The organism is Sphingopyxis solisilvae (assembly GCF_015475875.1).
GTDB lineage: Bacteria > Pseudomonadota > Alphaproteobacteria > Sphingomonadales > Sphingomonadaceae > Sphingopyxis > Sphingopyxis solisilvae.
On the sequence record NZ_JADKYM010000012.1, the window covers coordinates 71,964 to 98,545 of the forward strand.

22 protein-coding genes and 1 pseudogene are annotated in these 26,582 nt (G+C 64.5%); 12 read left to right on the top strand and 11 right to left on the bottom strand.

The annotated features are described in order from the left end of the window. Positions 1 to 7: 7 nt before the first annotated feature. From ndk to IR187_RS10455, 4 genes are all read right to left on the bottom strand, one after another. Positions 8 to 430, bottom strand: a complete 423-nt coding sequence (gene ndk / locus IR187_RS10440) for a nucleoside-diphosphate kinase (protein WP_194954547.1) — start codon at positions 428 to 430, stop codon at positions 8 to 10. A 99-nt stretch (positions 431 to 529) separates the two neighbouring features. Continuing rightward, positions 530 to 1,054: a hypothetical protein gene (locus IR187_RS10445; RefSeq protein WP_194954548.1), complete on the bottom strand. Its 525-nt coding sequence runs from the start codon at positions 1,052 to 1,054 to the stop codon at positions 530 to 532. A gap of 71 nt (positions 1,055 to 1,125) precedes the next feature. Further along, positions 1,126 to 1,575, bottom strand: coding sequence for a DNA polymerase III subunit chi (locus IR187_RS10450; protein ID WP_194954549.1), 450 nt, complete (start codon positions 1,573 to 1,575; stop codon positions 1,126 to 1,128). A gap of 12 nt (positions 1,576 to 1,587) precedes the next feature. After that, on the bottom strand, positions 1,588 to 3,033 hold the full coding sequence (locus IR187_RS10455; RefSeq protein WP_194954550.1) for a leucyl aminopeptidase: 1,446 nt from the start codon (positions 3,031 to 3,033) through the stop codon (positions 1,588 to 1,590). Between the two features lie 130 nt (positions 3,034 to 3,163). On the opposite strand from IR187_RS10455, the gene IR187_RS10460 reads away from it, so the two are divergent. The 4 genes from IR187_RS10460 (at position 3,164) to rsmA (ending at position 8,794) form a co-directional block, all read left to right on the top strand. Next, the gene (locus IR187_RS10460; protein WP_194954551.1) at positions 3,164 to 5,467 is read left to right on the top strand and encodes an LPS-assembly protein LptD; all 2,304 of its coding nucleotides are present in this window, start codon (positions 3,164 to 3,166) and stop codon (positions 5,465 to 5,467) included. A 134-nt stretch (positions 5,468 to 5,601) separates the two neighbouring features. Next, on the top strand, positions 5,602 to 6,942 hold the full coding sequence (locus IR187_RS10465) for a peptidylprolyl isomerase (RefSeq protein ID WP_194954552.1): 1,341 nt from the start codon (positions 5,602 to 5,604) through the stop codon (positions 6,940 to 6,942). Continuing rightward, on the top strand, positions 6,942 to 7,961 hold the full coding sequence (gene pdxA, locus IR187_RS10470) for a 4-hydroxythreonine-4-phosphate dehydrogenase PdxA (protein ID WP_194954553.1): 1,020 nt from the start codon (positions 6,942 to 6,944) through the stop codon (positions 7,959 to 7,961). The genes IR187_RS10465 and pdxA overlap by 1 nt, the downstream gene beginning before the upstream one ends. Positions 7,962 to 7,963: 2 nt before the next feature. After that, on the top strand, positions 7,964 to 8,794 hold the full coding sequence (rsmA, locus tag IR187_RS10475) for a 16S rRNA (adenine(1518)-N(6)/adenine(1519)-N(6))-dimethyltransferase RsmA (protein ID WP_194954575.1): 831 nt from the start codon (positions 7,964 to 7,966) through the stop codon (positions 8,792 to 8,794). A 31-nt stretch (positions 8,795 to 8,825) separates the two neighbouring features. Here rsmA and IR187_RS10480 read toward each other — a convergent pair whose 3' ends face one another. From IR187_RS10480 to IR187_RS10500, 5 genes are all read right to left on the bottom strand, one after another. Then, the gene (locus IR187_RS10480; RefSeq protein WP_194954554.1) at positions 8,826 to 9,341 is read right to left on the bottom strand and encodes a tetratricopeptide repeat protein; all 516 of its coding nucleotides are present in this window, start codon (positions 9,339 to 9,341) and stop codon (positions 8,826 to 8,828) included. A 32-nt stretch (positions 9,342 to 9,373) separates the two neighbouring features. Continuing rightward, complete coding sequence (locus IR187_RS10485) at positions 9,374 to 10,564, bottom strand: RsmB/NOP family class I SAM-dependent RNA methyltransferase (RefSeq protein WP_194954555.1); 1,191 nt, start codon at positions 10,562 to 10,564, stop codon at positions 9,374 to 9,376. Between the two features lie 9 nt (positions 10,565 to 10,573). Beyond that, the gene (guaB, locus tag IR187_RS10490; RefSeq protein ID WP_194954556.1) at positions 10,574 to 12,031 is read right to left on the bottom strand and encodes an IMP dehydrogenase; all 1,458 of its coding nucleotides are present in this window, start codon (positions 12,029 to 12,031) and stop codon (positions 10,574 to 10,576) included. Positions 12,032 to 12,150: 119 nt separating this feature from the next. Next, positions 12,151 to 13,104: a winged helix-turn-helix transcriptional regulator gene (locus IR187_RS10495; RefSeq protein WP_228765764.1), complete on the bottom strand. Its 954-nt coding sequence runs from the start codon at positions 13,102 to 13,104 to the stop codon at positions 12,151 to 12,153. An 87-nt stretch (positions 13,105 to 13,191) separates the two neighbouring features. Further along, positions 13,192 to 15,480 carry a TonB-dependent receptor gene (locus IR187_RS10500; protein ID WP_228765766.1) on the bottom strand — a complete coding sequence of 763 codons (2,289 nt, stop codon included), beginning with the start codon at positions 15,478 to 15,480 and terminating at the stop codon, positions 13,192 to 13,194. Positions 15,481 to 15,599: 119 nt separating this feature from the next. Between IR187_RS10500 and IR187_RS10505 the strand changes: the two genes are divergently transcribed. Genes IR187_RS10505 through IR187_RS10525 form a run of 5 tightly spaced genes read left to right on the top strand, consistent with a single transcriptional unit; the run spans position 15,600 to position 22,150 of the window. After that, positions 15,600 to 16,568, top strand: a complete 969-nt coding sequence (locus IR187_RS10505; protein ID WP_194954557.1) for an NAD(P)H-dependent flavin oxidoreductase — start codon at positions 15,600 to 15,602, stop codon at positions 16,566 to 16,568. After that, positions 16,565 to 18,061 (top strand): carotenoid oxygenase family protein, encoded by a 1,497-nt coding sequence (locus IR187_RS10510; RefSeq protein ID WP_194954558.1) that lies wholly within the window; start codon positions 16,565 to 16,567, stop codon positions 18,059 to 18,061. Before IR187_RS10505 ends, IR187_RS10510 begins: the two co-directional genes overlap by 4 nt. A 1-nt stretch (position 18,062) precedes the next feature. Then, positions 18,063 to 19,754 (top strand): class I adenylate-forming enzyme family protein, encoded by a 1,692-nt coding sequence (locus IR187_RS10515; protein ID WP_194954559.1) that lies wholly within the window; start codon positions 18,063 to 18,065, stop codon positions 19,752 to 19,754. A 1-nt stretch (position 19,755) separates the two neighbouring features. Continuing rightward, positions 19,756 to 20,985 carry an acetyl-CoA acetyltransferase gene (locus IR187_RS10520; RefSeq protein WP_194954560.1) on the top strand — a complete coding sequence of 410 codons (1,230 nt, stop codon included), beginning with the start codon at positions 19,756 to 19,758 and terminating at the stop codon, positions 20,983 to 20,985. Position 20,986: 1 nt separating this feature from the next. Next, positions 20,987 to 22,150 (top strand): acetyl-CoA C-acyltransferase, encoded by a 1,164-nt coding sequence (locus IR187_RS10525; protein ID WP_194954561.1) that lies wholly within the window; start codon positions 20,987 to 20,989, stop codon positions 22,148 to 22,150. 149 nt (positions 22,151 to 22,299) lie between these two features. On the opposite strand, the pseudogene IR187_RS16810 reads toward IR187_RS10525, so the two are convergent. Beyond that, positions 22,300 to 22,444 (bottom strand): annotated as a pseudogene (locus IR187_RS16810) (IS481 family transposase); the annotation flags it as partial. Positions 22,445 to 22,697: 253 nt separating this feature from the next. On the opposite strand from IR187_RS16810, the gene IR187_RS10530 reads away from it, so the two are divergent. The 3 genes from IR187_RS10530 to IR187_RS10540 all read left to right on the top strand — a co-directional run bounded on the left by IR187_RS10530 (position 22,698) and on the right by IR187_RS10540 (position 24,916). Continuing rightward, on the top strand, positions 22,698 to 23,369 hold the full coding sequence (locus IR187_RS10530) for a DUF6975 family protein (RefSeq protein WP_194954562.1): 672 nt from the start codon (positions 22,698 to 22,700) through the stop codon (positions 23,367 to 23,369). 264 nt (positions 23,370 to 23,633) lie between these two features. Then, positions 23,634 to 24,479, top strand: a complete 846-nt coding sequence (locus IR187_RS10535) for an AAA family ATPase (RefSeq protein ID WP_194954563.1) — start codon at positions 23,634 to 23,636, stop codon at positions 24,477 to 24,479. A 5-nt stretch (positions 24,480 to 24,484) separates the two neighbouring features. Continuing rightward, entirely contained in the window at positions 24,485 to 24,916 is a 432-nt protein-coding gene (locus tag IR187_RS10540; RefSeq protein WP_194954564.1) for a GFA family protein, read from the top strand. Between the two features lie 13 nt (positions 24,917 to 24,929). Here the strand turns inward: IR187_RS10540 and IR187_RS10545 are convergent, their stop codons facing one another. Next, on the bottom strand, positions 24,930 to 26,327 hold the full coding sequence (locus IR187_RS10545; protein WP_194954565.1) for a methyl-accepting chemotaxis protein: 1,398 nt from the start codon (positions 26,325 to 26,327) through the stop codon (positions 24,930 to 24,932). Positions 26,328 to 26,582: the final 255 nt, after the last annotated feature.

Consider the following 26,582-nt stretch of genomic DNA (forward strand, 5'->3'; position numbering starts at 1 on the left):
TTGTGATTTAGCCGACGATTTCTTCGGGCTTGAAGAAATACGCGATCTCGATCGCCGCATTCTCGTCGCTGTCGCTGCCATGCACCGTGTTTGCCTCGATGCTTTCGGCCAGTTCCTTGCGGATCGTCCCGGGTGCTGCGTCCTTGGGGTTGGTGGCACCCATGATGTCGCGGTTGCGCTGCATCGCGTTCTCGCCTTCCAGAACCTGGACGACGACGGGGCCGGAGGTCATGAATTCGACGAGTTCGCCGAAAAAGGGGCGTTCCTTGTGGACCGCGTAAAAGCCCTCGGCCTGTTCCTTGGTCATGTGGATGCGCTTCGACGCGACGACGCGCAGGCCGGCGTCTTCCAGCATCTTGGTGACGGCGCCGGTCAGGTTGCGACGCGTGGCGTCGGGCTTGATGATCGAAAAGGTGCGAGTGACCGCCATGGGGGAAGCTCCTGCGTTATTATGGTTTGTGATGCGCGCGCCTCTAGCCGCGCTTTGGCGCCGCCGCAAGGTCGGAGCGTGACCCGGTGTCGCCGCGGGTCAGCCGCCGCCGTGGGTGATCGTGCCGTTCACCTGCGATCCCGATTGCGTGGCGGTAATCTGGACCCCGCCCTTGCCATCGCCGGAGTTTTCGGCGCCGATGATCATCGTATCGCCGCTCTTGATCTCGCTGGTGACCTTCATGCCGGCCGCTTCGGCCTGTTTGCGGAAATGCGCAATGACGTCGGCGGCCTTGGCATCGACTTCGAAACTGGCCATGCCGCCGGTCCCCTGCGCGCCGCTGGCCGAGAAACCACCGGTCATTTTCGATCCCGGATAGGGGGTAAAGCCCGCGGGGAGTTTGGCGTTGCCGGCGCCGCCGCCGAACACCATCTCGCCGTCTTCGGTCTTGATGCTGACCTTGCCGCTCTCGCCATCATCGCTGCTGGTGATCCTGTAGTCGGCGGTCTTGCCGGTTTCGGGGTCGGTGTAGGTGCCGCTGGCGACTTCGGATTCCGATTTGGAGCCGCAGGCGGAAAGAAGCAGCGCACTGGCCGCCAAGGCGATGAAGGAAGTTTTGTTCATGATTGGCTCCTGTTGCTGGTCATCCCCGTCCTTGCCACCGCGGAAAGCTTCGTGCGGTGACGGCAATCACATCACGGTCCCTTCGACCACCGGCCGCGGTCGTCCTGTTTCCAGAAATGGGTTTCGACCTCTGCGGCGGCGCTCAGCTTGCGCCAGGTTGCACGCGCGTCGTCGATGCGGCTGTTGTCGAAGAGCAGAAAGGTGCGATCGAACCCCAGAGCTTCGTCACGCCATTCGCCATCGGCGAGGGCGACAAGCCGGGCGCGGTTGGGGGTTGCGGGGTCCAGCGTTCCCGAAATCAGGATCGGCTCGATCGCTTCGTCCGGCGAACCCGCGGCGCCATGCGGCAGGAAGCTCGCGGGGGTCAGCGTCCACAGCGCCTCGTCAATCGCCTGCCGCTGCATCGCCGGGGCGGCGACGATCAGCAGGCGGTCGCCCGCGTCCAGGATGCGCGTCGCAATGGCGGGGAGCACCCGTTCGACGGGGTCGCGGGTCAGCCGGTAAAAGTCGACGCGCGCCATGCTCCCCTACCCTTAACCCTCGTGATTTTCGGCGATGTAGCGGTCGAGCAGACGGACGCCGTAACCGGTCGCCCCCTTCGCCCAGACCGGACCGTCCTTGTCCGCCCAAGCCATGCCCGCGATGTCAAGGTGCGCCCAGGCGACACCATCGTCGACAAAACGCTTCAGAAACTGCGCCGCAGTGATGGATCCGCCTTCGCGCGGACCGATATTCTTCATGTCGGCGATCGGGCTGTCGATCAGCTTGTCATAAGCCGGCGACAGCGGGAAGCGCCACAGCTTGTTGTTCGACGCCTCACCCGCCGCCAGCAATTTCGCCGCCAGATCGTCGTCGTTGGCGAACATGCCGGCATATTCATGACCAAGCGAGATGACCATCGCGCCGGTGAGCGTCGCGAGGTCGACGACAACCTTGGGTTCGTAGACCTTTTGCACCCAGGTGATCGCGTCGCACAGCACCAGCCGCCCCTCGGCATCGGTGTTGAGCACCTCGACCGTCTGGCCCGACATGGTCGAAACGATATCGCCCGGACGCATCGCATTGCCGTCTGGCATATTTTCGACGAGCCCGACGACGCCGACGACGTTTGCCTTCGCCTTGCGCCCCGCAATCGCCTTCATCGCGCCGGCAACGGCGCCCGCGCCGCCCATGTCCCATTTCATCATGTCCATGCCGGGACCGGGCTTCAGGCTGATCCCGCCGGTGTCGAAGGTCACGCCTTTGCCGACGAACACCACCGGCGCCTCGCCCGCATTGCCACCGTTCCAGCGCATCGCGAGCAGCCGCGGCGGCCGGGTCGAACCCTGCGCCACGCCGAGCAGCGCGCCCATGCCGAGCGCCTTCATCTGGCGCTCGTCGAGCACTTCGAGTTCGACGCCCATGTCGGCAAGATGCTGGCAGCGTTCGACGAAGCTTTCGGGGTAGAGGATGTTCGGCGGCTCGGCGACGAGCGTTTGGGTGAAGGCGACACCTTCGGCAATCGCCTCGTTCGCGGCCCAGCGCCCCGCAAGGTCGCCGTGCGGCGAGGCAATGACGATGCTGGCGAGTGTCGGCTTTGCCTTTTCGGCCAGACGGGTTCGATAGGTATCGAGGCGCCAGTTGCGCAGCCGCGCACCCATGGCAAAAGCGAGGACATCGTCGGCGTCGTTCTGGCCTGCGCTCGCAAAATCGACATGGACCGTGGCGACGCCGCTCGTCTGCAATTTGGCGGTCAGCGCCGCGCCGCCGCGCTCGAGATCATGTTCGCTGCCCTCGCCGATACCGACGAGCAACAGGCGCTTTGCCTGTTCGCCGTCGATCGCCGCCGTTTCGGCAACGGTGCCTGCCGAACCGTCGAAACGCGCCTGCGCTGCGGCGGCCCCGAGCAGCGCGCCGAGCGCGCCCGCTTCGCCCTTGCGGACGGGAAAGGCCACGACGTCGGCAGACGCATCGATTTGCGCGACAAACTGAATGTCCATTCGGTAACTCTCTTATGCGATGATTGATTGCAACGAGCGGGACCGATAGGGGTTTCGCGTGCGAGTTGCAAAAACAAAGCAGCCGGTTCAACCCGGGCAGACACGACAGAGAAGTGGGACAAAGTAAGAGATGAGCTGGGCTTTGTTCCGACAGGCATCCCGATCGCAAGCATTGTGGCTGGCGACGGCAAGCGGCTTTGCGTTGCTCTCCAGCCCTGCGGCCGCCCAGCAGGCAGAAGATCCACCGACGGTGCCCGAGGCGCAGAGCGCGCCGGTTTTGCAAACCCCCGATGTCGTCCCCACTATCGGCGATGCCCCGGTGCCGGCCCGCGATGATGAGGTCGGTTTCGCCGCCGACAATCTGAATTACGACAGCGAAAACGAAATCGTCGTGGCCGAAGGCAATGTCGCGATGAACCGCGACGCGATCTCGATGCGCGCCGACAAGGTGACCTGGAACCGCAGCACGGGCCAGGTTTTTGCCGAGGGCAATGTGGCAATCCGCAATCCCGAAGGCGATACCGCCTATGGCGACCGCATCGAACTGACCGACAGCTTGCGCGACGGCATTGTCGACAATCTGCTCGTCGTGCTCGACAATGGTGCGCGGCTTGCCGCGATCAAGGGTACGCGGTTCGAAAATGGCAATATCGAGCTGGAAAACGCCGCCTATACGCCTTGTCCGGTCGAAGATGCGGAAGGATGTCCGAAAAACCCCAGCTGGCAGATCCGCGCCGTCCGCGTCACCTATGACCGCGGCAAGAACAAGGTGCGCTACAAGGGTGCCCGCGTCGAGATTTTCGGCCTCCCACTGATCCCTCTGCCGGGACTGAGCCACCCGGCCAACAGCGAAGCTGGCAGCGGCATTCTGGTCCCCGAGATCCGCCTCGACCGAACGAACGGGTTCGAGATTGCCATTCCTTATTACCTGCGGCTTGCGCCGGACCGCGACATCACCATCACGCCGCATGTTTACACCGACGCTGCACCGATGCTGGAGGGCGAATTCCGCGCGCTGACCGACATCGGATCGTTCCGGATCAACGGTTATGCGACCTATGGGACGCTGGTGCCGCTGATCGGCGAAGACCCCGACAGCCGGAAGCGCTTTCGCGGCTATCTGGAAAGCGCCGGGAAATTCCAGTTCGACCCGCGATGGAGCTTTACCTTCTCGGGCCGGATCGCGACCGATCGCACTTTCATGCGCCGCTACGACATCAGCCGGGACGACCGGCTGCGGTCGACCTTCAATCTCGAACGGATCGGCGGCAATTCCTATCTGTCGATCGCAGGATGGGCGACCCAGACGCTGCGCCGCAACGACGAACAGGGGCAGCAACCGATCGCGCTTCCGGTCATCGACTACCGCCAGCGATTCGCCGACCCGTGGCTCGGCGGCCAGTTCGAGTTGCAGCTCAACACGCTGGCGATCGGGCGTACCGCGGGGCAGGATACCCAGCGCGCCTTTGCCGGCGCCCGCTGGGACCTGCGCGGACTGACCCGCATGGGCCAGGAAGTGACGCTGACCGCGCTGGTGCGCGGAGACGTCTATCACAGCGACGAAAATCTGCTGACCGCCATCCCCGGCTATCGCGGTAAGTCGGGGTGGCAGGCGCGCGGGATCGCGGCGGTGGCCGCGGACATGCGCTGGCCATTCATCGGCGAACTGGCGGGAGGGACACAGACGCTGACACCCCGGGTCCAGATCGTCGCCACGCCGCCGCTAAAAAATCTGGACATTCCGAACGAGGATTCGCGCGCCTTCGACCTTGAAGACAGCAACCTGTTCGCGATCAACCGGTTCAACGGCTACGACCGGTTCGAGGACGGTGCCCGCATCACCTATGGCGTCGAGTGGAACTACAGCCGACCCGGGTTCAATATCAACAGCATCGTGGGGCAAAGCTATCGGCTCTCCGACAAGCCCAGCCTGTTCCCCGATGGCACGGGCTTGACCGACCGTACGTCGGACATCGTCGGGCGGACGACGATTGCGTATCGCGATTTCCTGCGGTTCACGCACCGGTTCCGGCTCGACAAGGACAATCTCGCCATTCGCCGCAACGAGTTCGATGCAACGATCGGCAGCCGATCGACCTATGCCGTCATCGGTTATTCACGGCTCAACCGCGACATCCTGCTGCTGGGCGAGGATTTGCAAGACCGCGAGGAAGTGCGCGTCGGCGGACGCGTCAAGGTCGCGCAGCACTGGTCGATGTTCGGGTCGGCCATCGTCGACCTGACCAAGCAGGCCGATGACCCCCTGAGCACCGCCGACGGTTTCGAACCGATTCGACACCGGTTGGGCATTGCCTATGATGACGACTGCCTGTCCATCGCGCTGACGTGGCGCCGTGACTATGCCGACACCGGCGATGCGCGCCGCGGCAACAGCTTTTCGTTCCGGATCGCTTTCCGCAATCTGGGATTCTGAGTAAATCGCTCAGCTTGGGTTCAGCGTCGCGGTGGCATGGGCAGGCTTGAAACCGGTGCGGACGGCGGATTGCGCTGGACCAGCGGGCGTTTCCGCTGATACGGAGCGTGCGGACCTTCTCGAATAGGGTAAAGATGACCAAATTTTCGACCATGATCGGCCTGATGGCCGTCGCCGCCATTGGCGTAACGCCGGTGCTGGCGCAGACTGTCGCCGACGATCAAGTGCCGACGGCCAGCCTGAACATTCCGGGCAACGTCCAACTGTTCGGCGATGCCAATCCCAACGTCTATCGTCCGTCGGCGACCGTGAATGGCGAAATCATCACCGCGACCGATATCGAACAGCGTATGGCGCTGATCCGCATTGCCAACAATGATCTTGAACTTCCACCCGAAGAACTGCAGCGGCTCCGCCAGCAGGTGTTCAGCAATCTGATCGACGAAAAGCTTCAGATTCAGGAAGCCAAGGCGGCGGACATCACGATCGACGAAAATGTCGTCAATGACCAGTTCGCCCGGCTGGCGACGCGTTTTCGCCAGACCCCGGAACAGTTTTCGACTTATCTCGCCAGCAAGGGATCATCAGCGGCCGCGGTAAAGCAACAGATTCGCGGCGAATTTGCGTGGGACCGCTTGCTGTCACGAAAGATCCAGTCGACTACCAACGTATCGACCGACGAGGTCGAATCGGTGGTGCAACGGCTGAACGAAGCCAAGGGTCAGGATGAATTCCACCTCGGTGAAATCTATCTCTCCGCGCCACCTGAAAATGTGGCGGCGGTCACCGAAAACGCGCGCAAGATCATTCAGGCGTTGCAAGCCGGTGGCAGTTTCGCCGCCTATGCGCGCCAGTTTTCGGAAGCCTCGACGGCGGTGGTCGGCGGCGATCTTGGCTGGGTGAAGGCCGGACAATTGCCGGCGTCGATGGCCGAAGCCGCGACGCAGATGCAGCCCGGTCAGCTTGTCGGTCCGATCGAAGTGCCCGGCGGCGTGTCGATCATGCTGATGATCGACCGGCGCCAGGTGCTGACGGCTGACCCGCGCGACGCCGTGCTCAGCCTGAAACAGATTTCGCTCGATTTCCCGGTGGGCACCACCGAGGCGCGCGCCGCAGAGCTGGCAGGCCAGTTCGCCGAGGCGACACGCAGCATTGCGGGTTGCGGCGCTGCCGATGCCGTTGCTGCGCGCCTGGGTGCCAATGTTGTCGCGCGCGACAATATCGAGATGCGTGTCCTGCCGGCGCCGCTGCAAAACACCCTGATGACCCTCCAGATCGGGCAGACCACCCAACCCTTTGGTGCGGTCACCGAAGGGATCAGCGTCCTGGTGCTGTGCGGCCGCGACATGCCGCAAACGGCGACCGCCCCCGACCTCGAACAGATCGAGCAACGTCTGCTGGAGGAAAAGGTCAACAAGCGCGCTCAGCGCTATCTGCGCGACCTGCGCCGGGATGCCGTGATCGAATATAGCTGATGTCGGACGTCAAAATTCGACAGCCGATCGCGGTCACCATGGGTGACCCGGCCGGGGTCGGACCCGAAGTCACCGCACGGGCCTGGGCCGCGCGGAGCGCATATGATTTGCCGCCATTCGTTGCCATCGGCGATATTGCGGCGATAGCCGCCGTATGGGAGGGACCGACCGCGCGCGTTGGTGACATGAGCGAGGTCGTGCGCATATTCGACGATGCGCTGCCGGTGTGGCACCTGGAGGACAGCGGATCGCTGACCCCCGGCGCGCCGAGCGCCGCTGGCGCGACCTGCGCGCTCCACGCGCTCGAAACGGGTATCGGGCTGACGCGCAATCAGGCAAGCTCGGCGCTGGTCACCGGCTCCGTATCGAAATCGGCGCTTCACGGCATCGGCTATACCCATCCGGGACAAACCGAATTTATCGCCGAGCGCTGCGGCGTAACGGCTACCAATGCTGTCATGATGCTGGCCGGGCCAACGTTGCGCGTTGTGCCGCTGACCGTTCATATCCCGCTTTCCGAGGTTCCCGAGCGGCTTACCAGCGAACTGATCGTCGCCAAGGCGCGCATCGTTGCCCGCGGACTGAAACGCGATTTCGGTATCGCCGCACCGCGCATAGCGCTGGCCGGTCTCAATCCCCATGCCGGAGAAAGCGGCCAGCTCGGCGACGAGGAGGAGCGGATCATGATGCCCGCGATCGCCCAGCTCGCCGAGGAGGATATTGTCGTCGACGGGCCGCTGGCTGCCGACGCGCTCTTTGCGCCCGGCATCCGCGATCACTATGATGCAATCCTGTGCGGTTATCATGACCAGGCACTGGCGCCGTTCAAGGCGCTGCATTTCCACGACGGCGTCAACCTGACGCTGGGGCTGCCAATCATCCGCACCTCGCCCGATCATGGCACCGCGTTCGACATCGCCGGGCAAGGTAAAGCCGACCCCGGACCGACGATCGCGGCGATCGCCATGGCAGCGCGAATGGCGACCGCACGCGAACGCGGCTGCGCGCCGTCCAAGTGAGAATGGAACCCAAAGAACCGTTGCCACCACTGCGCGAGACGGTGCGAGCGCACGGACTGACGGCGAGCAAGGCGCTGGGACAGAATTTCCTGTTCGACGAGCAATTGCTGGACCGCATTGCCGCGATCCCGGGCGACTTGCACGGCGCAACGGTATTCGAGGTCGGCCCCGGCCCCGGCGGCCTGACCCGCGCGCTCCTCCGCGCCGGGGCAAAGGTCATCGCGGTCGAACGCGACGACCGCTGTCTGCCGCTGCTCGGCGAACTCAGCGACGCGTTTCCGGACCAGCTCACGGTGATCGCCGACGACGCGATGGCGGTCGATGTCGATACGCTGACCGGCGGCGCGCCCTATCATATTGTCGCCAACCTCCCCTATAATGTCGGCACCGCGCTGTTTACCCGCTGGCTCGAGCCCGCGGCATGGCCCCCCCGCTGGTTGTCGCTGACGCTGATGTTCCAGCAGGAAGTTGCCGAACGCATCGTCGCGCCGGTGGACACCTCCGCTTACGGGCGCCTCGCGGTTCTTGCGCAATGGCGATCACAGGCCAGGATCGCGATGAAGGTCCATCGTTCGGCCTTCACACCGCCGCCCAAGGTCATGTCGGCGATCGTGCATGTGACGCCGGCCCGGCAGCCCGAAGGCGTCGATCCGCGTACCCTGTCACGCCTGACCGAAAAGGGGTTCGGACAGCGCCGCAAGATGCTGCGCCAGAGTCTGAAAACTGTCGCGGGGGCGGTTGACGCACTGGAAAGGCTGGGTATCGATCCGATGCGGCGGGCCGAGACAGTGAGCGTGGCCGACTGGATACGACTGGCGCAAGCGCTGCGCTGACTTTCGTCCCCGCTCTCGCAGGGCCGGATCGTCAATTCTGGCTGGTCGTCACCACCGCTTTGGGTACGATCGCTTCGGCGGCGACGACTTTTTTCTCTGCATTGCTGTTGATCGCCTTTTCAAGCGCCGCCACCTGCGGGCATTTGTCGCCGCATACCCGCTGCGCTTCGGCCAGCTTCTCGCGCGCCATCTCGAGCGCACCCTTTTCGGCCAGTGCCTCGCCTTGCCCGGTCAGCGCGACGATGTCGTTGGGTTCGAGCACCAGCGCGTCGCGATAAAGGCCGATGGCCTTTCCGGGAAGCCCCTGCGCCCGCGCGACCTGCGCCAGCGCGATGATCGCCGAGCGATTGCGCGGGTCGGCCGCCAGTGCCGATTCATAAAAATCGATCGCGAGGTTCAGATCACCCGCTTCCTGCGCGGCCTGCCCCTCTTGTTGCAGCGCGATCGAGCGGGGAAAAATGTCGTTGTCTGCGCGCTGGGCATCCGATGCGGTCGGCAGACTGGCCAGAACGAGACCGGCACCAATGGCCAGAAAACTGATGCGCATCGCATTCTCCCATCGTTTCATTGACGGGGATGCTAACATGGCGATGTCAGCCGCGCGAGAAAAAATCCGTCGCAGCGGTCATGCGCAGGGGTAAGCAGAAAACCGCTGCCCGCGGCGCGGCCGATACCGGCCGGCAGATAGCCGGTGTCCGCCGTCCACCCGCCGTGCTGTTTCAGAAAATCATCCACCTGTGCCCGCCCCTCGCGTGCGATGATCGAGCATACCGCATAGAGGAGTTTGCCGCCCGGCGCCACCAGATCGGCAGCGATGGCGAGCAGCTTCGCCTGATCGGCGAGATGGCGGTCGAGCCTTGCGGGGGTCAGACGCCAGCGCAATTCAGGGCTGCGCCGCCAGGTGCCGCTGCCCGAACAAGGGGCATCGACGATGACGCGGTCGGCCTTGCCCAAGTGATCGGCAAGCATCGCGCGCTCCTGTCCCGGATTGAGCAGCAAGGATTCGATACGCGTCGCCCCGGCACGTTCGGCGCGCGGCGCCAATTGCTGCAACCGCGCACGATTGGTGTCGCAGGCAAGGATATCGGCGTCGTTGCCGGTCAGCGAAGCGATGGCGAGCGTCTTGCCGCCCCCGCCCGCGCAGAGATCGACGATCGCCTGCCCAGGCGCGGCGTCCAAAGCGGCGGATGCATATTGGCTCGCGGCATCCTGTACTTCAAAGCAGCCTTCGGCATAGGCGGGGTGCTGGATCGCCGCTGTTTCCGGAGGCAGGCGCCAGCCATCGGGCGCGCCGGACATCGCTTCACCATCGGGAAAGAGCTTGGCGAGACCATCCCTCGCCGCCTTGATCCGATTGGCGCGCAGATCGAGCGGCGCGCGCGCCAGCATCGCACCATGTTCGCCCTCGCCCACAAGCGGATCGAACAGGCCGACCAGCGCCTCTGCCGCCAGCCCGGTTTCGGCGCGGATCTCGTCCGCCGCGATCGGCGCAGGGCCGTAGGGGGAGCCATCGAACAGCACCGCGATTTCGGGTTGCAGGTCAGCAAGAGCGAGCATCGCCTCGCGACCCGACCGCGGCGCCGACCGAACGACGCGGATCGCATCATAAACATGTGCGCGGATCGCCCGGCGGTCCTTTGATCCCGCGTAGCGACGCGCGCGCATGGCTTCGGCAAGGATTGCATCGGCGGGCGCGCCGCCGTCGCGCGCGGCCGCCGCAATGGCGTCGAGAATCTCGATCGCGGCCTGGATGCGCGCGGCGGGAGTCATCGGCCGGGCTCAACCCGCCGGATAGTTGGGCGCCTCGCGCGTAATCGCGACGTCGTGAACATGGCTTTCGCGCAGGCCCGCATTGGTGATGCGGACGAACTTCGCGCGCTCGCGGAAATCTTTGAGTGTGCGGCTGCCGGTATAGCCCATCGCGGCTTTCACGCCGCCGACCATCTGGTGGATGACGTCCTTCGCCGGACCCTTGAACGGCACCTGACCCTCGATGCCCTCGGGGACCAGCTTCATCTGGTCCTTGATATCCTGTTGGAAATAACGGTCGGCGCTGCCACGCGCCATTGCACCGACGCTGCCCATGCCGCGATAGCTTTTGTAAGTGCGGCCCTGATAGAGGAAGGTTTCGCCCGGCGCCTCGGCGGTGCCCGCCAGCATCGATCCGACCATGACGCTCGATGCGCCCGCGGCCAGCGCCTTGGCGATGTCGCCCGACGTGCGCAGGCCGCCGTCGGCAATCACCGGGACGCCCAGCTTCGACGCGGCTGCGACGCTGTCGAGGATCGCCGTCAGCTGCGGGACGCCGACCCCCGCGACGATGCGCGTGGTACAGATCGACCCCGGACCGATTCCCACCTTCACCCCGTCGGCGCCCGCGTCGATCAGTGCCTTCGTCGCATCGCCGGTCGCGACATTGCCCGCGAGTACCTGCACGCGGTTGGACAACTTCTTGATCCGCGCGACCGTCTCGCCAACGCCCTTGCTGTGGCCGTGCGCGGTGTCAACGACGATCAGGTCGCACTCGGCGTCGAGCAGCGCCTCGGCGCGTTCGATGCCGCTGTCACCGGTGTTCGTTGCCGCGGCGACGCGCAGGCGGCCACCGGCGTCCTTGGTTGCGTCGGGAAAATTGACCGCCTTTTCCATGTCCTTGACGGTGATCAGGCCGATGCAGCGGTAATCGTCGTCGACAACGAGCAATTTTTCGATGCGGCGCTGGTGCAGCAATTTGCGCGCCTCATCCTGCCCGACCCCGGGGCGCACGGTCGCGAGATTTTCGGCGGTCATCAATTCACGCACGGGCTGGCCGGGATTATCGGCAAAGCGAACGTCGCGATTGGTCAATATGCCGACCAGCTTGCCCCCGGTTTCGACGACCGGAATGCCCGAAATCCGGTGCTGGTCCATCAGCGCGGTGGCATAGGACAGCGGCGCATCGGGGGTGATCGTGATCGGATTGACGATCATCCCGCTTTCAAAGCGCTTGACCTGCCGCACCGCCGCCGCCTGCTCCTCGACCGTCAGGTTGCGGTGGAGCACACCGATCCCGCCGATCTGCGCCATCAGGATCGCCATGTCGGCTTCGGTCACCGTGTCCATCGCGGACGACAGGATCGGGATATTCAGGCTGATCTCGCTGGTCAGCTGGGTTGCCAGATTGGCGTCCGACGGCAGGATGTCCGACGGGCCCGGCACCAGCAGCACGTCGTCAAAGGTCAGACCGGTCGTGATTTCCATCGGGGCCACTTTCTGGTGCGGGCGGCGCCTGTCCCACATTGCAGGGCGGCGCGCGCGATTCGTTTGGTGGCGGCCCATGTAACCAGTCGGCCCCGCGCGCGCCAGTGGGCGGCGCAGGATTATTTCGCGGGCGGCGTACCGGCGTTGTCGATGATGAAACGGCTGTCTTCGAGCCGAAGTTCGTCACCGCAATGGCTGCACGCGACGACCATCGTCAGGTCATGCCCGCAAGGCCGATGCGTCAGCAGGACGGGCGGCCCGCGTTCGTCGGAAAACCAGCGGTCGCCCCATTGCAGCAAGGCGAGCAGCACCGGATAAAGGTCGCGCCCCTTGGCGGTCAGCCGATATTCGAAGCGGTCACCGCGGTCGGAATAGGGAACCGCCCGGATGATTCCCTGTCGGATCAGGCGCTCCAGGCGCCCCGTCAATATGTTCGTCGCCATCAGCGTATCGCGCTGGATCTCGTCGAAACGATTGATCCGCGTAAACATCGCACGCACGACCAGCGTCGCCCAGCGATCACCGAACAATTCGATCATCGTGTCGACCAGCGGTCGCCCGCCGGGCCGCCGCGCGCCGATCTCGCCGTTGAAACGGCGGCGTTCATAATGCGGCACGACCTGCGCCAGTCCCGGCCCCTCGCGCCAGTCGACGTCCCGCGGGTCGACCTCCGCGTGGCAATGACCACAGGTGGGAACCGGTTCGGTCGCATGGCCGCAGGTGGCGTGGTGCAGGCGCACCTGGAAATCGCGGCCATCGGCCTCCCACTTATGCTGCCAACGCAGCATCATCAGGCCGTTGGGAAACTGGTCCCGCCCCTTTTGGGTGAGCATATAGTGAAAGCCGCGGCCACCCTTGCGGGGTACTTTCGCGAGGCAATCTTCCTCGACCAGTTTCTTGAGGCGCCCGTTGACCACCGAGCGCGCGAGGCCGGTGCGCGCGACAAATTCGTCGAAGCTGTGAATGCCCAGCAGCGCCTGTTCCATCAACAGCAGCACCGGCACGTCGCCGACGACGTCGAGCGCGCGCCAGATCGAACAGGCTCTGATGGTGCGGTCGTGTTTCAAACTCAAGCCATCCTGCAGTCCGTGCCGCCCCTAAACCACGGCCGCGACCCCGACAAGGCTGGCAGGAGGGCGGTACACCGCCCTCCCCCCGGTTTAAAAGCGCCCGGTCAATTGCACCGCAATCGTCCGCGGGCGGTCGACGATACCGTTATAGGCATTGCCGGCTCCGGCGGTGATCGTCGTCGCCAGCGGCATGGCGCTGGCAGTTTGCAGGATACGCTGGTTGGTCAGGTTGCGCCCGATCAGCGCGACCTCCCAACGATTGTCAACCTGTGCCAGCGCCAGTCTTGCGCCCAGCTTCACATAACCGTCCTGATGCGTCCGCGGATCAAGATTCGCCGCTGCAATATAGGACGAGGAGAAGTCTGCATTGATGTTGAAGGCCACCTTCATGTCGCCGCTGATCGGGGTCGTATAGTCGAGATTAAGATTGCCCGACCATTTCGGCGACAGCGCGTTGCGCAATCCGGTGTAGTCGCAAAAGCCCCCTGGTCCCGGTGTTTGCAGATAATAGCATTGGCCCGAAGTGAAGTTGGTGAATTTGAAGTCGAGATAGGCGATCGCGCCACTGATGGTCAGGCCATCGGCGACAGCGGCACGGAAATCGGCTTCGACACCCTGCGTTCGTGCCCCTGCCGCGTTGCGGACGTTGAAGTTCAGCGTGCCGTCAAAGATGTTGACCTGCAAATCCTTGTACGTGGTTCGATATAGCGACAGGTTGAACGCGACATTACGGCTCTTGAACTTCAGCCCGGCTTCGTAGTTGTCGGCGCTCTCGTCTTCGAACATGAACGCGCCCGGCCGCGCCACCGTCGTCGATCCGGGCAGCGAGTTCGAACGGATGTCGAAGCCCCCCGCCTTGGTTCCGCGTGCGAAAGACGCGTAGAGCATGAGATCGTCGGTCGCGTCGAACTGGACGTTAACCATCGGGTTGAAGCTGTCTTCGCTCAGCTTGCCCGAAATGCTGTGCGCCTCGATATTGAGGGCACGGAAAACCGCCGCGACAACGGCAGGAGGTGCGACGCTGAGCGGCCCCTGCACGACGCGCAGATCGCGGCTGCCGCTCTTTTTCTCGTGATTGAAGCGCGCACCGGCGGTCAGGCGCAACTGGTCAGTGAGCGACAGCTCGCCTTGCGCAAAAACCGAAATCAGGTCGGATTTCTGGCTATAGACGCGGTCGTTGCGGGTATCGCCAAGCGCATTGAACGGCGCCCCGAGCCCCAGAAAGGTCGGGTTGAAAAGCACCTGGTCATCGACATCCAGCTTGGCGTTCTGGTAATATATGCCCGCGATATAATTGAACGCCTCGCCGCCGGGGGATGCCAGCCTCAGTTCTTGCGAGAACTGGCGGTAATCCTCCTGCAAATTGGTACCGTCGAGAAAGCTGATCCCCGAAAAATCGACATCGACGATTTCGCGCGTCTTGTAATCAAGCAGCGATGTGACCGAGGTCAGCGTATGTTCGCCGATGTCCAGATCGGCGTTGAGCGTCGCACCGAACACCTTGTTCTTGCTTTCATACCCGTTGTCCTCGCGGACAAAGTCGGGGTTGGTGCTGACGAAAAACGGCCCCTGGAACACCGCATTGTAATTGCCGACCGCGCCAAACACGTCGCGCGGCTGTCCCTTCATCCGGAAATCGGCATATTCCAGTTTCAGTTCGGCGGCGAGCGGACCGCCCTTGTCGAACTCCAGCTTGCCGCGGAAATAATATTCATCGACGTTCGGTTCGTCGCGGTCGAGCTTCTGGTTGTAAAAATAGCCGTCCATCGAACGATGATAACCGACAACGCGCGCCTCGATCCCCTCGCTCAGCGGCCCCGACAGGACGCCCGTGAGCTGGAATTCCTTGTGGTTGAATTCGTACAGGCCGCTGATGGAGCCTTCGAACTCGTCGGTCGGGCTGCGCGTCGTGATGTTGACCGCCCCCGCAATCGCATTTTTGCCGAACAAGGTTGGCTGCGGCCCGCGCAGCACCTCGACGCGCTCCATGTCGACCAGCGGCAGGCGCGACAGCTGGTCGCGGCCGTAATAGACGCCGTCGACGAACATCGCGACCGACTGCTCAAACCCCTTGTTGTCGCCCGACGCGATGCCGCGGATCGCGATGCGGTTGGCGATCGCGGTCTGGGTGATCTTCAAATTCGGGACCGACGACGAAATCTGTTCGAGGTTGGTCTGGCCGTAGTTTTCGACCTGCTTGCCACTGATCGCCGAGATCGAGATGGGGACGTCGGACAGGCCTTCGGCGCGTTTCTGCGCGGTGACGATGATTTCCTCAAGGCCGCCTTGCTGCGCGGCGGGCGCAGCGTCCTGTGCGAAAGCGATACCCGGGCTGGCCAGCGCGGTCGCAGCCAGCAGCGCGACATAATTTCTTTTCATCAGCGTCCTCCCTCGCATCATCGTCTTGGCGACCACCGCCCGCGATGTTTTTCTTGCCTTGCGAGTCATAACGGCTTTAAGTATCGTTATGCAAGTGAGATAATTTGAGAGGATATTCGGTGCCGCGAAACGGCCTTCCCCCCGCGCTGACGCGCAATCTGCGCTTGCCCGCGATCGCGGCGCCGATGTTCCTTGTTTCGGGACCGGAGATGGTGATTGCGGCATCGCGCGCGGGAATGATCGGCAGCTTTCCCGCCCCCAATGCGCGGACGTCGGCCGATCTGGAGGATTGGGTGAGTCGGATCGATGCGGCACTGTCGAACGATCCTGATGCGGCCGCCTGGGCGGTCAACCTCGTCGTCCATCCATCGAACAGCCGCTTGCCCGAAGACTTGGCCTGCGTCGTGCGGCACAAGGTGCCGCTGGTGATCACCGCGCTTGGCAGCCCGGCGCGGGTGGTCGAGGAAATCCACAGCTATGGCGGGCTGGTGTTTGCCGACGTCAATTCGGTCGGTTTCGCGCGTAAGGCGGCGGCGGCGGGAGTCGACGGCCTCGTGCTCGTTGCGGCGGGTGCCGGCGGCCACACCGGCGCGACCGCAGGCTTCGCGTTCGTCGAGGAGGTGCGGCAATTCTGGGACGGGCCGCTGGTGCTCGGCGGCGCGATTTCGACCGGCCATGCGGTACGCGCTGCGGAAATACTTGGCGCCGACCTCGCTTATCTCGGCACCTCATTGATCGCATGCGCCGAAAGCATGGCTGTGCCGGGGTATAAGGACATGATTGTCGGCGCAGGCGCCGAAGATATCGTACCATCTAAAGGGATTACCGGCGTGACGGCCAACTGGCTGAAACCCAGCCTGATCGCCGCCGGATACGACCCCGCGAACATGCCCGAGGACAAGCGGCCGAACTTCTCCGACGCGCAGGACGACGCGAAAGCATGGAAAAATGTCTGGTCCGCCGGACAAGGCGTCGGCGCGGTGCGCGGCATAGAACCCATCGCGGCCATCATCGATCGCCTCGTTTCCGAATATGATGCCGCCGCCGCAAGGCCGCGCTTTACCCCCGCCGAAGGAGCCCTCGCATGACCGCCCAGCTTGTCGAGACGATCGAATCCACGATCCAGCCGAACGATCACCCCTATATGCGGGGCGCGTGGCGGCCGACGTACAACGAATGGAACGCGATCTTTGCCAATGGCGATGCCGAGGTGATCGGCAACATCCCGACCGACATCGACGGCGTCTATGTACGCACCGGCGAGAACCAGATTCACGAGCCGATCGGGCGCTACCACCCCTTCGACGGCGACGGCTTCATCCATGCGATTTCGTTCAAGGACGGTCGTGCCAGCTATCGCAGCCGCTTCGTGCGCACCAAAGGCTTTCAGGCCGAGAAGGAAGCGGGCCGCTCGCTGTGGGCGGGGCTGATGGAACCGCCGCACAAGTCCACGCGCCACGGCTGGGGCGCGCAGGAGTGGCTTAAGGACAGCAGCTCGACCGATGTCGCGATCCACGCGGGCAAGATCATCTCGACCTTCTACCAGTGCGGCGAAGCATACCGGCTCGACCCCTTCACGCTCGAACAGTTCGGCACCGAAAGCTGGGTGCCGCTCGACGGCATTTCGGCGCACTGCAAGGTCGATCTTGCGACCGGCGAGCTGATGTTCTTCAACTATTCGAAGCACGCGCCCTATATGCACTATGGCGTCGTGGGGCCGGACAACAGGCTGAAGCATTATATTCCGGTGCCGCTGCCCGGTCCGCGGTTGCCGCACGACATGGCATTCACCGAAAACTACACGATCCTCAACGACATGCCGCTCTATTGGAACGAAGAGCTGCTCGAAAAGCGGCTGCATGTCGTGCAGTTCCACCCCGACCAAAAGACGCGCTTTGCGATCATCCCGCGGCACGGCCAGCCCGAAGACATCCGCTGGTTCGAGGCCGAGCCGACCTACACGCTTCACTGGCTGAACGCATGGGAGGAAGGCGACGAGATCATCCTCGACGGCTATTATCAGGAAGAGCCGATGCCGAAATCCTATCCGAACGCGCCCGAGGGGCTGGAACGGATGATGGCCTATCTCGACCAGGGGCTGCTCAAGCCGCGCCTCCACCGCTGGCGCTTTAACCTCAAGACTGGCGAGACGAAGGAAGAGCGGCTCGACGAGCGCGACCTCGAGTTCGGCATGTTCAACCATCGCTATGCGGGCAAGCCGTACCGCTATGCCTATAGCGCGATCCCCGAGCCGGGCTGGTTCCTGTTCCGCGGGCTGGTCAAGCACGACCTCAATGCGCGCACGAGCGAGGAATATGAGTTCGGCCCCGGCCGCTTCGGCAGCGAAGCGCCGTTCGCGCCGCGCATTGATGCGAAGGACGAGGACGACGGCTATCTCGTCTCCTTCATTGCCGACCTCGAAACCGACCGCTCCGAATGCGTGCTGATCGACGCGAAGAATATCGCGGCGGGGCCGGTGTGCCGGATCATCCTGCCCGAACGCATCTGCTCGGGAACCCACAGCGTATGGGCAAGTGGCGACGACATCGGCATGGGTCCAAACAGCGTCTTGGCCGCCTGACGTGATCGTCGCGGGAGAGGACAAGCGGCGGCGCTATCGGGAAAGCGGCTGGTGGGGCGACCAGACCTTTGCCGACCTGTTCGCGGCCAATGCGGCGGCGCATCCGGAACGGCTCGCGCTGGTCGATGCCCCGAACCGTAGCGACTTCGCTTTCGGCGAGCCGCGGCGACTGACTTACACCGAGCTGGCGGCGGAGATCGACCGGCTCGCGGGCGCGCTTGTCACCGCGGGGATCGGCAAGGACGACGTGCTGCTCGTCCAGCTGCCGAACATCAGCGAATTTGTCGCGCTCTATTTCGCCGCGGCCAAGATCGGCGCGATCGTCAGCCCGGCGGCGGTGCAATATCGCAGCCACGAGCTGAAAGGCATGATCGGGGTCGTCGAGCCGAAGGCCTTCGTCTGTGCGACGCAGGTGAAAGGCTGCGACCATATCGGCGTCGCGGCGCCGTTGCTAGACGGCGTCGCGCTGATGACCTTCGGCCCCAACGCCCCTGCCGATGCGCTCGACCTTTCGACCGCTGCCGGCGACGAAGCCGCGCTCGCCGCCCACGTCGCGGCAAACACGATCGATGCCGACGATATTTTCACCATCTGCTGGACCTCGGGCACCACGGGCGTGCCCAAGGGCGTGCCGCGCAGCCACAATCACTGGATCGCGGTTGCCGCCGCGGGTTACGAGGCAATGAAAGTCGGCCCCGGCGACGTGCTGCTCAACCCCTTCCCGCTCATCAATATGGCGAGCATCGGCGGCATCACCATGTGCTGGCTGACCAGCGCGGGGACGATGGTGCTGCACCATCCCTTCGACCCCGGGATTTACCTCAAACAGATCGCGATCGAGCGGCCCAGCCTGACGATCGCGCCACCCGCGGTGCTCAACATGCTGCTTCAGAATGAGGCGCTGCTGGCGTCGGTCGACCTCTCCAGCCTGCGCGTCATCGCTTCGGGCTCGGCACCGCTCGCGCCTGCGATGGTACGCGGCTTTCAGGAAAAGCTCGGCATCATCATCGTCAACGTCTTCGGGTCGAACGAGGGGATGAGTTTCATCACCGGCGAGGGCGATATGCCCGATCCCGACAAGCGCGCCAGCCTGTTCCCGCGCCGCGGCCAATATCCGCCGCCCTATGGCGAGGGCCGCGCCGCGAACATCGAAAGCCGCCTTGTCTCGCCGGGCGGCGGTGAGCCGATCGAGGTGGACGGCGTGTCGGGTGAGTTGCAAATCCGCGGCCCATCGCTGTTCGAAGGTTATCATAACGCCCCCGACCGCACTGCGGAAGCCTTCACCGACGACGGCTGGTTCCGCACCGGCGATCTGTTCGAGATCGCCGAGGGCGGGGACTTCTACCGCTTTGTCGGGCGCTGTAAGGATCTGATCATCCGCGGCGGCGTGAACATCTCGCCCGAGGAGATCGACCAGCTGCTCGGCGGGCATCCGTTGTTGGCAGAAGCTTGCGTCTTCTCGCTGCCCGATCCGACGATGGGCGAGCGCATCGGGCTCGCCTATGTCCCGCGCGGCGCCGACGATGTCAGCCTGTCCGACGTGACCGACTATCTGCGCGAAAAGGATCTCGCGGTGTTCAAGCTGCCCGAACGCCTGTTCCGCTTCGACGCGTTACCGCGCAACGTCACCAACAAGGTGATGCGCAGCGAAGTGCGCGACATGGCGCTTGCCACTCTCGAAAAGGAAGCCTGACATGGCGAAGGACGTCTTCATCCTCGGCGGCGCGCAGAGCGATTTTGCGCGCAACATGGAGCGCGAGGGCGGCGGGCTGTTTGAACTGTTCCGCGACGTCACCGAAGCCGCTTTTGCCGCAACGGGCATCGAACCCAAAGAGGTCGAGACCGCGCATGTCGGCAATTTCGTCGGCGAATTGTTCGCGGGACAAGGCCAGCTCGGCGGCTTCTTCGGCCATGTCCACCCCGACCTCGCGGGTATCCCCGCGTCGCGGCACGAGGCCGCCTGCGCGTCGGGCAGCATCGCGATCCTCGCCGCCGCCGCCGAGATCGAGGCCGAGCGTTACGGCCTCGCGCTGGTGCTGGGCATCGAGTTGATGCGCAACGTCCCCGGCCAGCGCGCCGCCGAATATCTCGGCGCCGCCGCCTGGGCGGGACGCGAGGCGCAGGAGGCACGTTACCTCTGGCCATATATGTTCGCGCGCGTTGCCGAAGAATATGCGGAACGCTTCGGGCTCGACCGCGCGCATCTGCGCGGCATTTCGGCCAACAATTTCGCCAACGCCAAGAAGAACCCCAACTCGCAGACGCGCGGGTGGGCAATCACCGACGATCACCTCGGCGAGAATGATGAGGTCAATCCGCTGATCGAAGGCAGTCTGCGCAAGTCCGATTGCGGACAGGTCACCGACGGTGCCGCGGCAATCTTTCTCGCGCCGCGCGAAGTGGCTGAAGCCTATGCCAAACGGCGCGGCATCCCAGTCGAGAGCATCCCGCGCATCAAGGGCTGGGGCCATGCCACCGCGCCCCTGCTCTATTCGACCAAGGTCGCGGACAGCCGCGGCGGCGATTATGTTTTCCCCAGCGTCCGCAAGGCGATGATGGACGCGCTGCGCCGCGCTGACATGCCCGACATCTATGCGTGCGACGGGGTCGAGGTTCACGACTGTTTCTCGATCACCGAATATATGGCGATCGACCATTTCGGGATCACCCCGCCCGGCGAGAGCTGGCGCGCGGTCGAGGATGGCACGATTGCGCTCGGCGGCAAGCTGCCGGTCAATCCGTCGGGCGGGCTGATCGGTCTGGGGCATCCGGTTGGTGCCACCGGGGTGCGGATGCTGCTCGACAGCTGGCGGCAAGTCACCGGAAACGCGGGCGACTATCAGGTCGAGGGCGCGAAGAATTTTGCGACCTTCAATGTCGGCGGCAGCGCGACGACGGCGGTCAGCTTCGTCGTCGGCACCTGATTTGACCGACGTTTATCTGTACGATGCCGTGCGCACCCCGCGCGGCAAGGCGCGGCCCGATGGAGGGCTTGCCGCGCTCAGTCCGCAGGAACTGGTCCGCCAGCAGGCGGCAGCGCTGGCGGCGCGCTGCGGTGTTGCAGCCGCGCACCCCGACGCCTTGATCCTCGGCTGCGTGACGCAGACCGGCGCGCAGGGCGGGCATCTGGCGATGCTGGCGAAGCTGCATAGCGACCTGCCCGACACGATAGCGGTGCAGACGATCAACAATTATTGCGCGTCGGGGCTGTCGGCGATCGGTCAGGCGGTCGCCCGTATCGCGAGCGGTCAGGCGTCGCATATCTTGGCCGGCGGCGTCGAATCGATGAGCGCGGTGCCCTTCCTCAGCGATCGCGCTACCTTTTATGGCAATGAGGAATTGCCACAGCGTGCGCGTTTCGTGCCCCCGGTGCTCGCTGCTGACCGGCTCGCGGCCAGCGAAGGCATCACGCGCGCCGAACTCGACGCGGCGGCGCTGACGTCGCAGCAACGCGCGGCGCAAACCGATCGGGATGCCGCGCTGCAACGCTCGCGGATTGCCACCGGCGCTCTCGATGGCGAAGAATGTATCCGACCGCAAACCAGCGCGGAGTCGCTCGCCGCGGCGCCCGCCGCGTTCGGCGACTTGCAGGCGCAATATGCGGGAGCGCTGGAAGGTGCGACGTTCGAGCCGCTCCACGGCATCGCGCACGCCCCGCCGATCTGCGACGGCGCCGGGCTGGCGCTGATTGGCAGCGCCTGGCTCGGTCCCCCTCCCCGCGCGCGCGTGGTCGCCTTTGCCGAAAGCGGCGGCGATCCGGTCGCGTCGCTCACAGCGGGTTTTGCGGCAATGGACAAGGCGCTGGCGCGCGCCGGGCTAACGCTCGGCGACATGGACCGGATCGAGTTCATGGAGGCCTTTGCCGTCACTATCGCCAAATTCCTGCGCGACCGCGATATCGACCCGGCGCGGATCAATGTCAGCGGCGGGCATCTGGCGAAAGGCCATCCGATGGGCGCCAGCGGCGCGATCCTGACCTCGACCCTGCTTGATGCGCTCGATGCGTGCGGCGGACGGCACGGGCTGGTCGTGCTGACCGGCGCGATGGGGGTTGGGGCAGCGATGGTGGTGGAGCGGGTAGAAGAGTAAAGCTTGTCGCGATTCCAATGTTGTGAGTCCAAAATCCCCTCCCCCTGGTTGGGGCAGGCAATGGGAATTGTTGGTTTGTCGGCTTAAGGGCAGTGATCGAGAGGCTTCAGCGTTTGCGCACGGAAAGCGACGATGATCGTCTCTTCCTAGATGCCCAGCACCGTAGAATGCGCGTCCTTCGGGCCAGCCGGCAAGGTCGTTGACCGCCGTTCGCCGCTTTCATTTGGCGACGGTCTTCTGTTTAATGCCGTGGCGCGGGGCCGGAACCCTCAGGCTTCCCTGGTTAAGTTGCATCGCTCGACGGACCGCCTCAGTCGTACAGGCGCCCCGCGTAGGATCTGTCTCCTAGCACATCCCGCGATTCCTGCAGGGGCAAGGCACCATCAAATGCCGCGACCAAACACTTTAAGCTTGTGCCGAAGTGAAACGGCACCGGTACAATTCCGGCCTCGCCCATAAACGCGACGTTTACGACGTTGTTCTATGACGGGCCGTTGAAATCACCGGTCCGGTCGCCTGCGGCCCGGCCCCAGGCGAGGAACAAGCGTTGACCCAGTCGACCCAGCCCCAGCTGCACCCGCGCGGCGCCGCCGAAATGCTCGATGCGCTGGTCGCCAGCGAGGGCACCGGCGCGCATCCGCACGTCCGCGCCGGCGCATTGTCGAGCGGGCCGGACGCGATGCGCAACCTGGCCGACGCCGTCCATTTCCTGTGCCTGCTCCACGGCCGCTATCCCGGGGTGATCGACAATGCCGCGCGCAAAGCGGTCGACCCGGCATCGCGGCAATGGATGGACGAAGCCGCGACGGCGTTCACGCAGGAACGCGCCTTTCTGTCCAAGATCGCCTCCGCCGTCGGCCCGGTGCCGAGCACGCAGGGCCAGGCGCAATGCGAGGCCGCGGTCGCCGCGCAGCGCAAGGCGATCGACATGCTGTCCGAATCGGACCGCCACGGCTGCGCAGTTGGTGCCGCGATCGCGCTGACGCTCGACTGGCGGACGATCCGCGTCCTGCTCGACATCAGCGCCCAGCGGCTCGACATGACCCCGCCCACCTGCGCCTTGCCCGACCTGCGCGATACCGCGCGGCTGGCCGGGACTGTGGCGGACACGCCGGCGGTCGAACGCGCGATGATGTTCGGCGCCCAGCAGCTGATCGCGCAGCACAACGGGCTGTGGGATCTGATGGCGGCGCGCGCGGCGAGCCGGGCGAGTTCATAAATTCCCCTCCCGCAGGCGGGGGGGGAGCATCAGGTTGATCGGCCCCCGGCCGGTCAAGGATGTGCCGGGGGCACATCCGACCTGATGCTGGGTGGGTGCGAGCGGAGCGAGCTTCCGACCTATCCCTGCCCACCCCGCTGCGACTAGCAAACAAGTTTGCAAGTCTCGCTGCCCCTCCCGCTTGCGGGAGGGGAGACAAGCTTGCACCCTCCCCCTCCGCTCGCTATGCCTGCTTGACGTTCACGTTAAGGGAAAGATGAGCCGATGCGCTTTGATGGCACCAGCGCCTATATCGCCACCGACGACCTGAAGGTCGCGGTCAACGCCGCGACGCTGCTGCGCCGCCCGCTGCTGGTGAAGGGTGAGCCCGGCACCGGCAAGACCGTGCTGGCCGAGGAAATCGCGAAAGCGTTCGACGCGCCGCTGATCACCTGGAACATCAAGTCGACGACCAAGGCGCAGCAAGGGCTGTACGAATATGATGCGGTGGCGCGGCTGCGTGATGGCCAGCTGGGCGAGGAACGCGTCCACGACATCCGCAATTACATCCGCAAGGGCAAATTGTGGGAGGCGTTCACCTCGCCAAAGCTCCCCGTCCTGCTGATCGACGAGATCGACAAGGCCGACATCGAGTTTCCGAACGACCTGCTCCAGGAACTCGATCGCATGGCGTTCCATGTGTACGAGACCGACGAGACGATCACCGCGCGCGAACGACCGATCGTCGTCATCACCTCGAACAATGAAAAGGAACTGCCCGACGCCTTCCTGCGCCGCTGTTTCTTCCACTATATCAAATTCCCCGACCGCGACACGATGGCGGCGATCGTCGAGGTCCACTTCCCCGGCATCCAGAAGACGCTTGTCAGCCGGGCAATGGACATCTTCTATGAAGTGCGCGAGGTTCCGGGGCTCAAGAAAAAGCCGTCGACGAGCGAGTTGATCGACTGGCTGAAGCTGCTCCTCAACGAGGATATGCCGCTGGAAGTGCTCCAGAACCGCGACGTCGGCAAGGCGATCCCGCCGCTGCACGGCGCGCTGCTGAAAAACGAACAGGATGTGATGCTGTTCGAGAAGCTGGCGTTCATGGCGCGGCGTCAGGGCAGCTGACCGCCGTGTCCTACAGCGGCGGCTGTGCCTGTGGTGCCGTCCGGATCACGGTCGTCGCCGAACCCGTCGCGGTCCGCCAGTGCTGGTGCCGCGATTGCCAGCAGCTCGCGGCCGGACATGCGACCGTCAACGCGATCTTTGCCACCGACGCGATCACCTGTTCGGGCGCGGTGGCCTGGAAGGATCGCATCGCGGCCAGCGGTAACAAGCTGAGCTGGGGGTTCTGCGGCGAATGCGGTACCCAGCTGTTCGCCCATTCGTCGGCGCGACCCGAGTTTCGGGTGGTGCGGCTGGGTGCGATCGACGAACCGCACGGGCTGGCGCCGGATACCGTCATCTGGACCGATCAGGCGCCCGCCTGGGCCAGGTGGCCGGACCGCATCGCGCAGCATGGCGGACAGCCACCGGCGGCGCCAAGTCCCCAAAAACTGAGCTGAGTGGCAGCGTCCGTCAGAGCTGGTAGGCGACCTCGACATCGCCCCAGCGGCGACCGTTGATCACCACCGGCGTATAGACGTTGCGGACGGTGACGAAATTGGTGCCGTCGCCTTCCTGGCGATAGACCGCCATGAAGAAGGGCGCGGTGCTGCGCTTCGCCGCCTTGTCGGTATCGTCGAGCAGGATGCGACCGTTGCGGCAATAGGCGGTGTCGTGCGCGACATCGCCGGTCGGCGCACGCGAGCAATCGGTGATGTGGGTCGGCAAAAAGCCGTTCATATCGCCCGCCGACGACATCTTCACTTCGGGATGCTCGGCGACGACCTTGTCGAACAGCGGCCGCCAATTGGCGTCGGCCCAGTCGCACAGCGTGGTGCGGAAGCGTTCGGGGTTCGACCCCGGGACGCGGACATAATTGGTGTCGAACAATTGCTCCATCGTCAGCTCGCCATTGGCCAGCGCACGTTCGGCAATCGCGACAAATTTGTCGCGGACGCGCGCGGCGAGTTCGACGACCTCCGAATCCTGCGGGCTGACCCCGGCCGAGATGACGGCATTGAACATCCGGTTCGACACATGCTCCATCGACAGGATCGAGCTGCGCGTATCCTCCAGCGTCGCGCGATTGTCGCGTACCGATCCGACGACCCGGTCGACCGCCTCGCGCACCTTGGCGCCATTGGCGTGGACCATCGCCGAGCTTTGCGCGATGCGATCGCTCTGGTCGTCGAGCAGCGCGACGAGATGCGTGGCGTCGTGCAGCGCGTCGGTGATCGTTTCGAACTGTGCTTCGGCGCGGCTCGATTGCTCGACGCCCGACTGGATTTCGGCGACCAGCCCGCCCGCTTCGGCGGCCAGGCTGCCAATGCTGCGACGGATTTCGTCGGTGGCGCCGCGGGTGTTTTGCGCCAGTTTTTTCACCTCGGCGGCGACGACCGCAAAGGTGCGCCCGGCGTCGCCGGCGCGCTCGGCCTCGATCGCGGCATTGAGCGCAAGCATGTTGGTGGTCTTGGCAATCGCTTCGATCGACTGGCTGACCTGCTGAACCTGTTCCATCACCGCCGCGAAGTTGGTGACATGGGTGCCGAGCCGCGCGACGAGGTCGATAACCGAGCGAAATTCGGTAACCGCGGCGTTCACGCGTTCGGCACCGGCGTCGAGCTGTTCGCAGGCGCGCGCCGAGAGAATTTTGGCTTCATCGGTCGAATCGGCGATCTGGCGCTGGTCGGATTCGAGACTGACGACATATTCTTCCAGCCGCCCAAGCTCCTCGACCTGCCGGTCCATATGGTCGGTTGCGCGCTTGATGCGCCCCGCAGCTTCGCTGCACCCGACGGCGAGCTCGCCGCAGTCGCTGGCCACCGACTGGTCAAGCATCGGGGCTGCCGGATTGATGGACTCGAATTTCATTGCGCCACCCACGTCGAACTGATCGCAACGCTATGACCGACATTGGTTAACGCGGGGTCAATGCGTCGCGGGCGGGTGGATGCGGGAGCGGCGGTTTTGGGGAGGGAACAAGACGATCCTCCCCGCTTGCGGGGAGGTGGCAGCGCGAAGCGCTGACGGAGGGGGGTGGCGTCCTTTGGCGGCGCGTCAGGCCGATAGCCCCCTCCACCACCGCCTGCGGCGGCGGTCCCCCTCCCCCCCAGCGGGGGGGGGTTT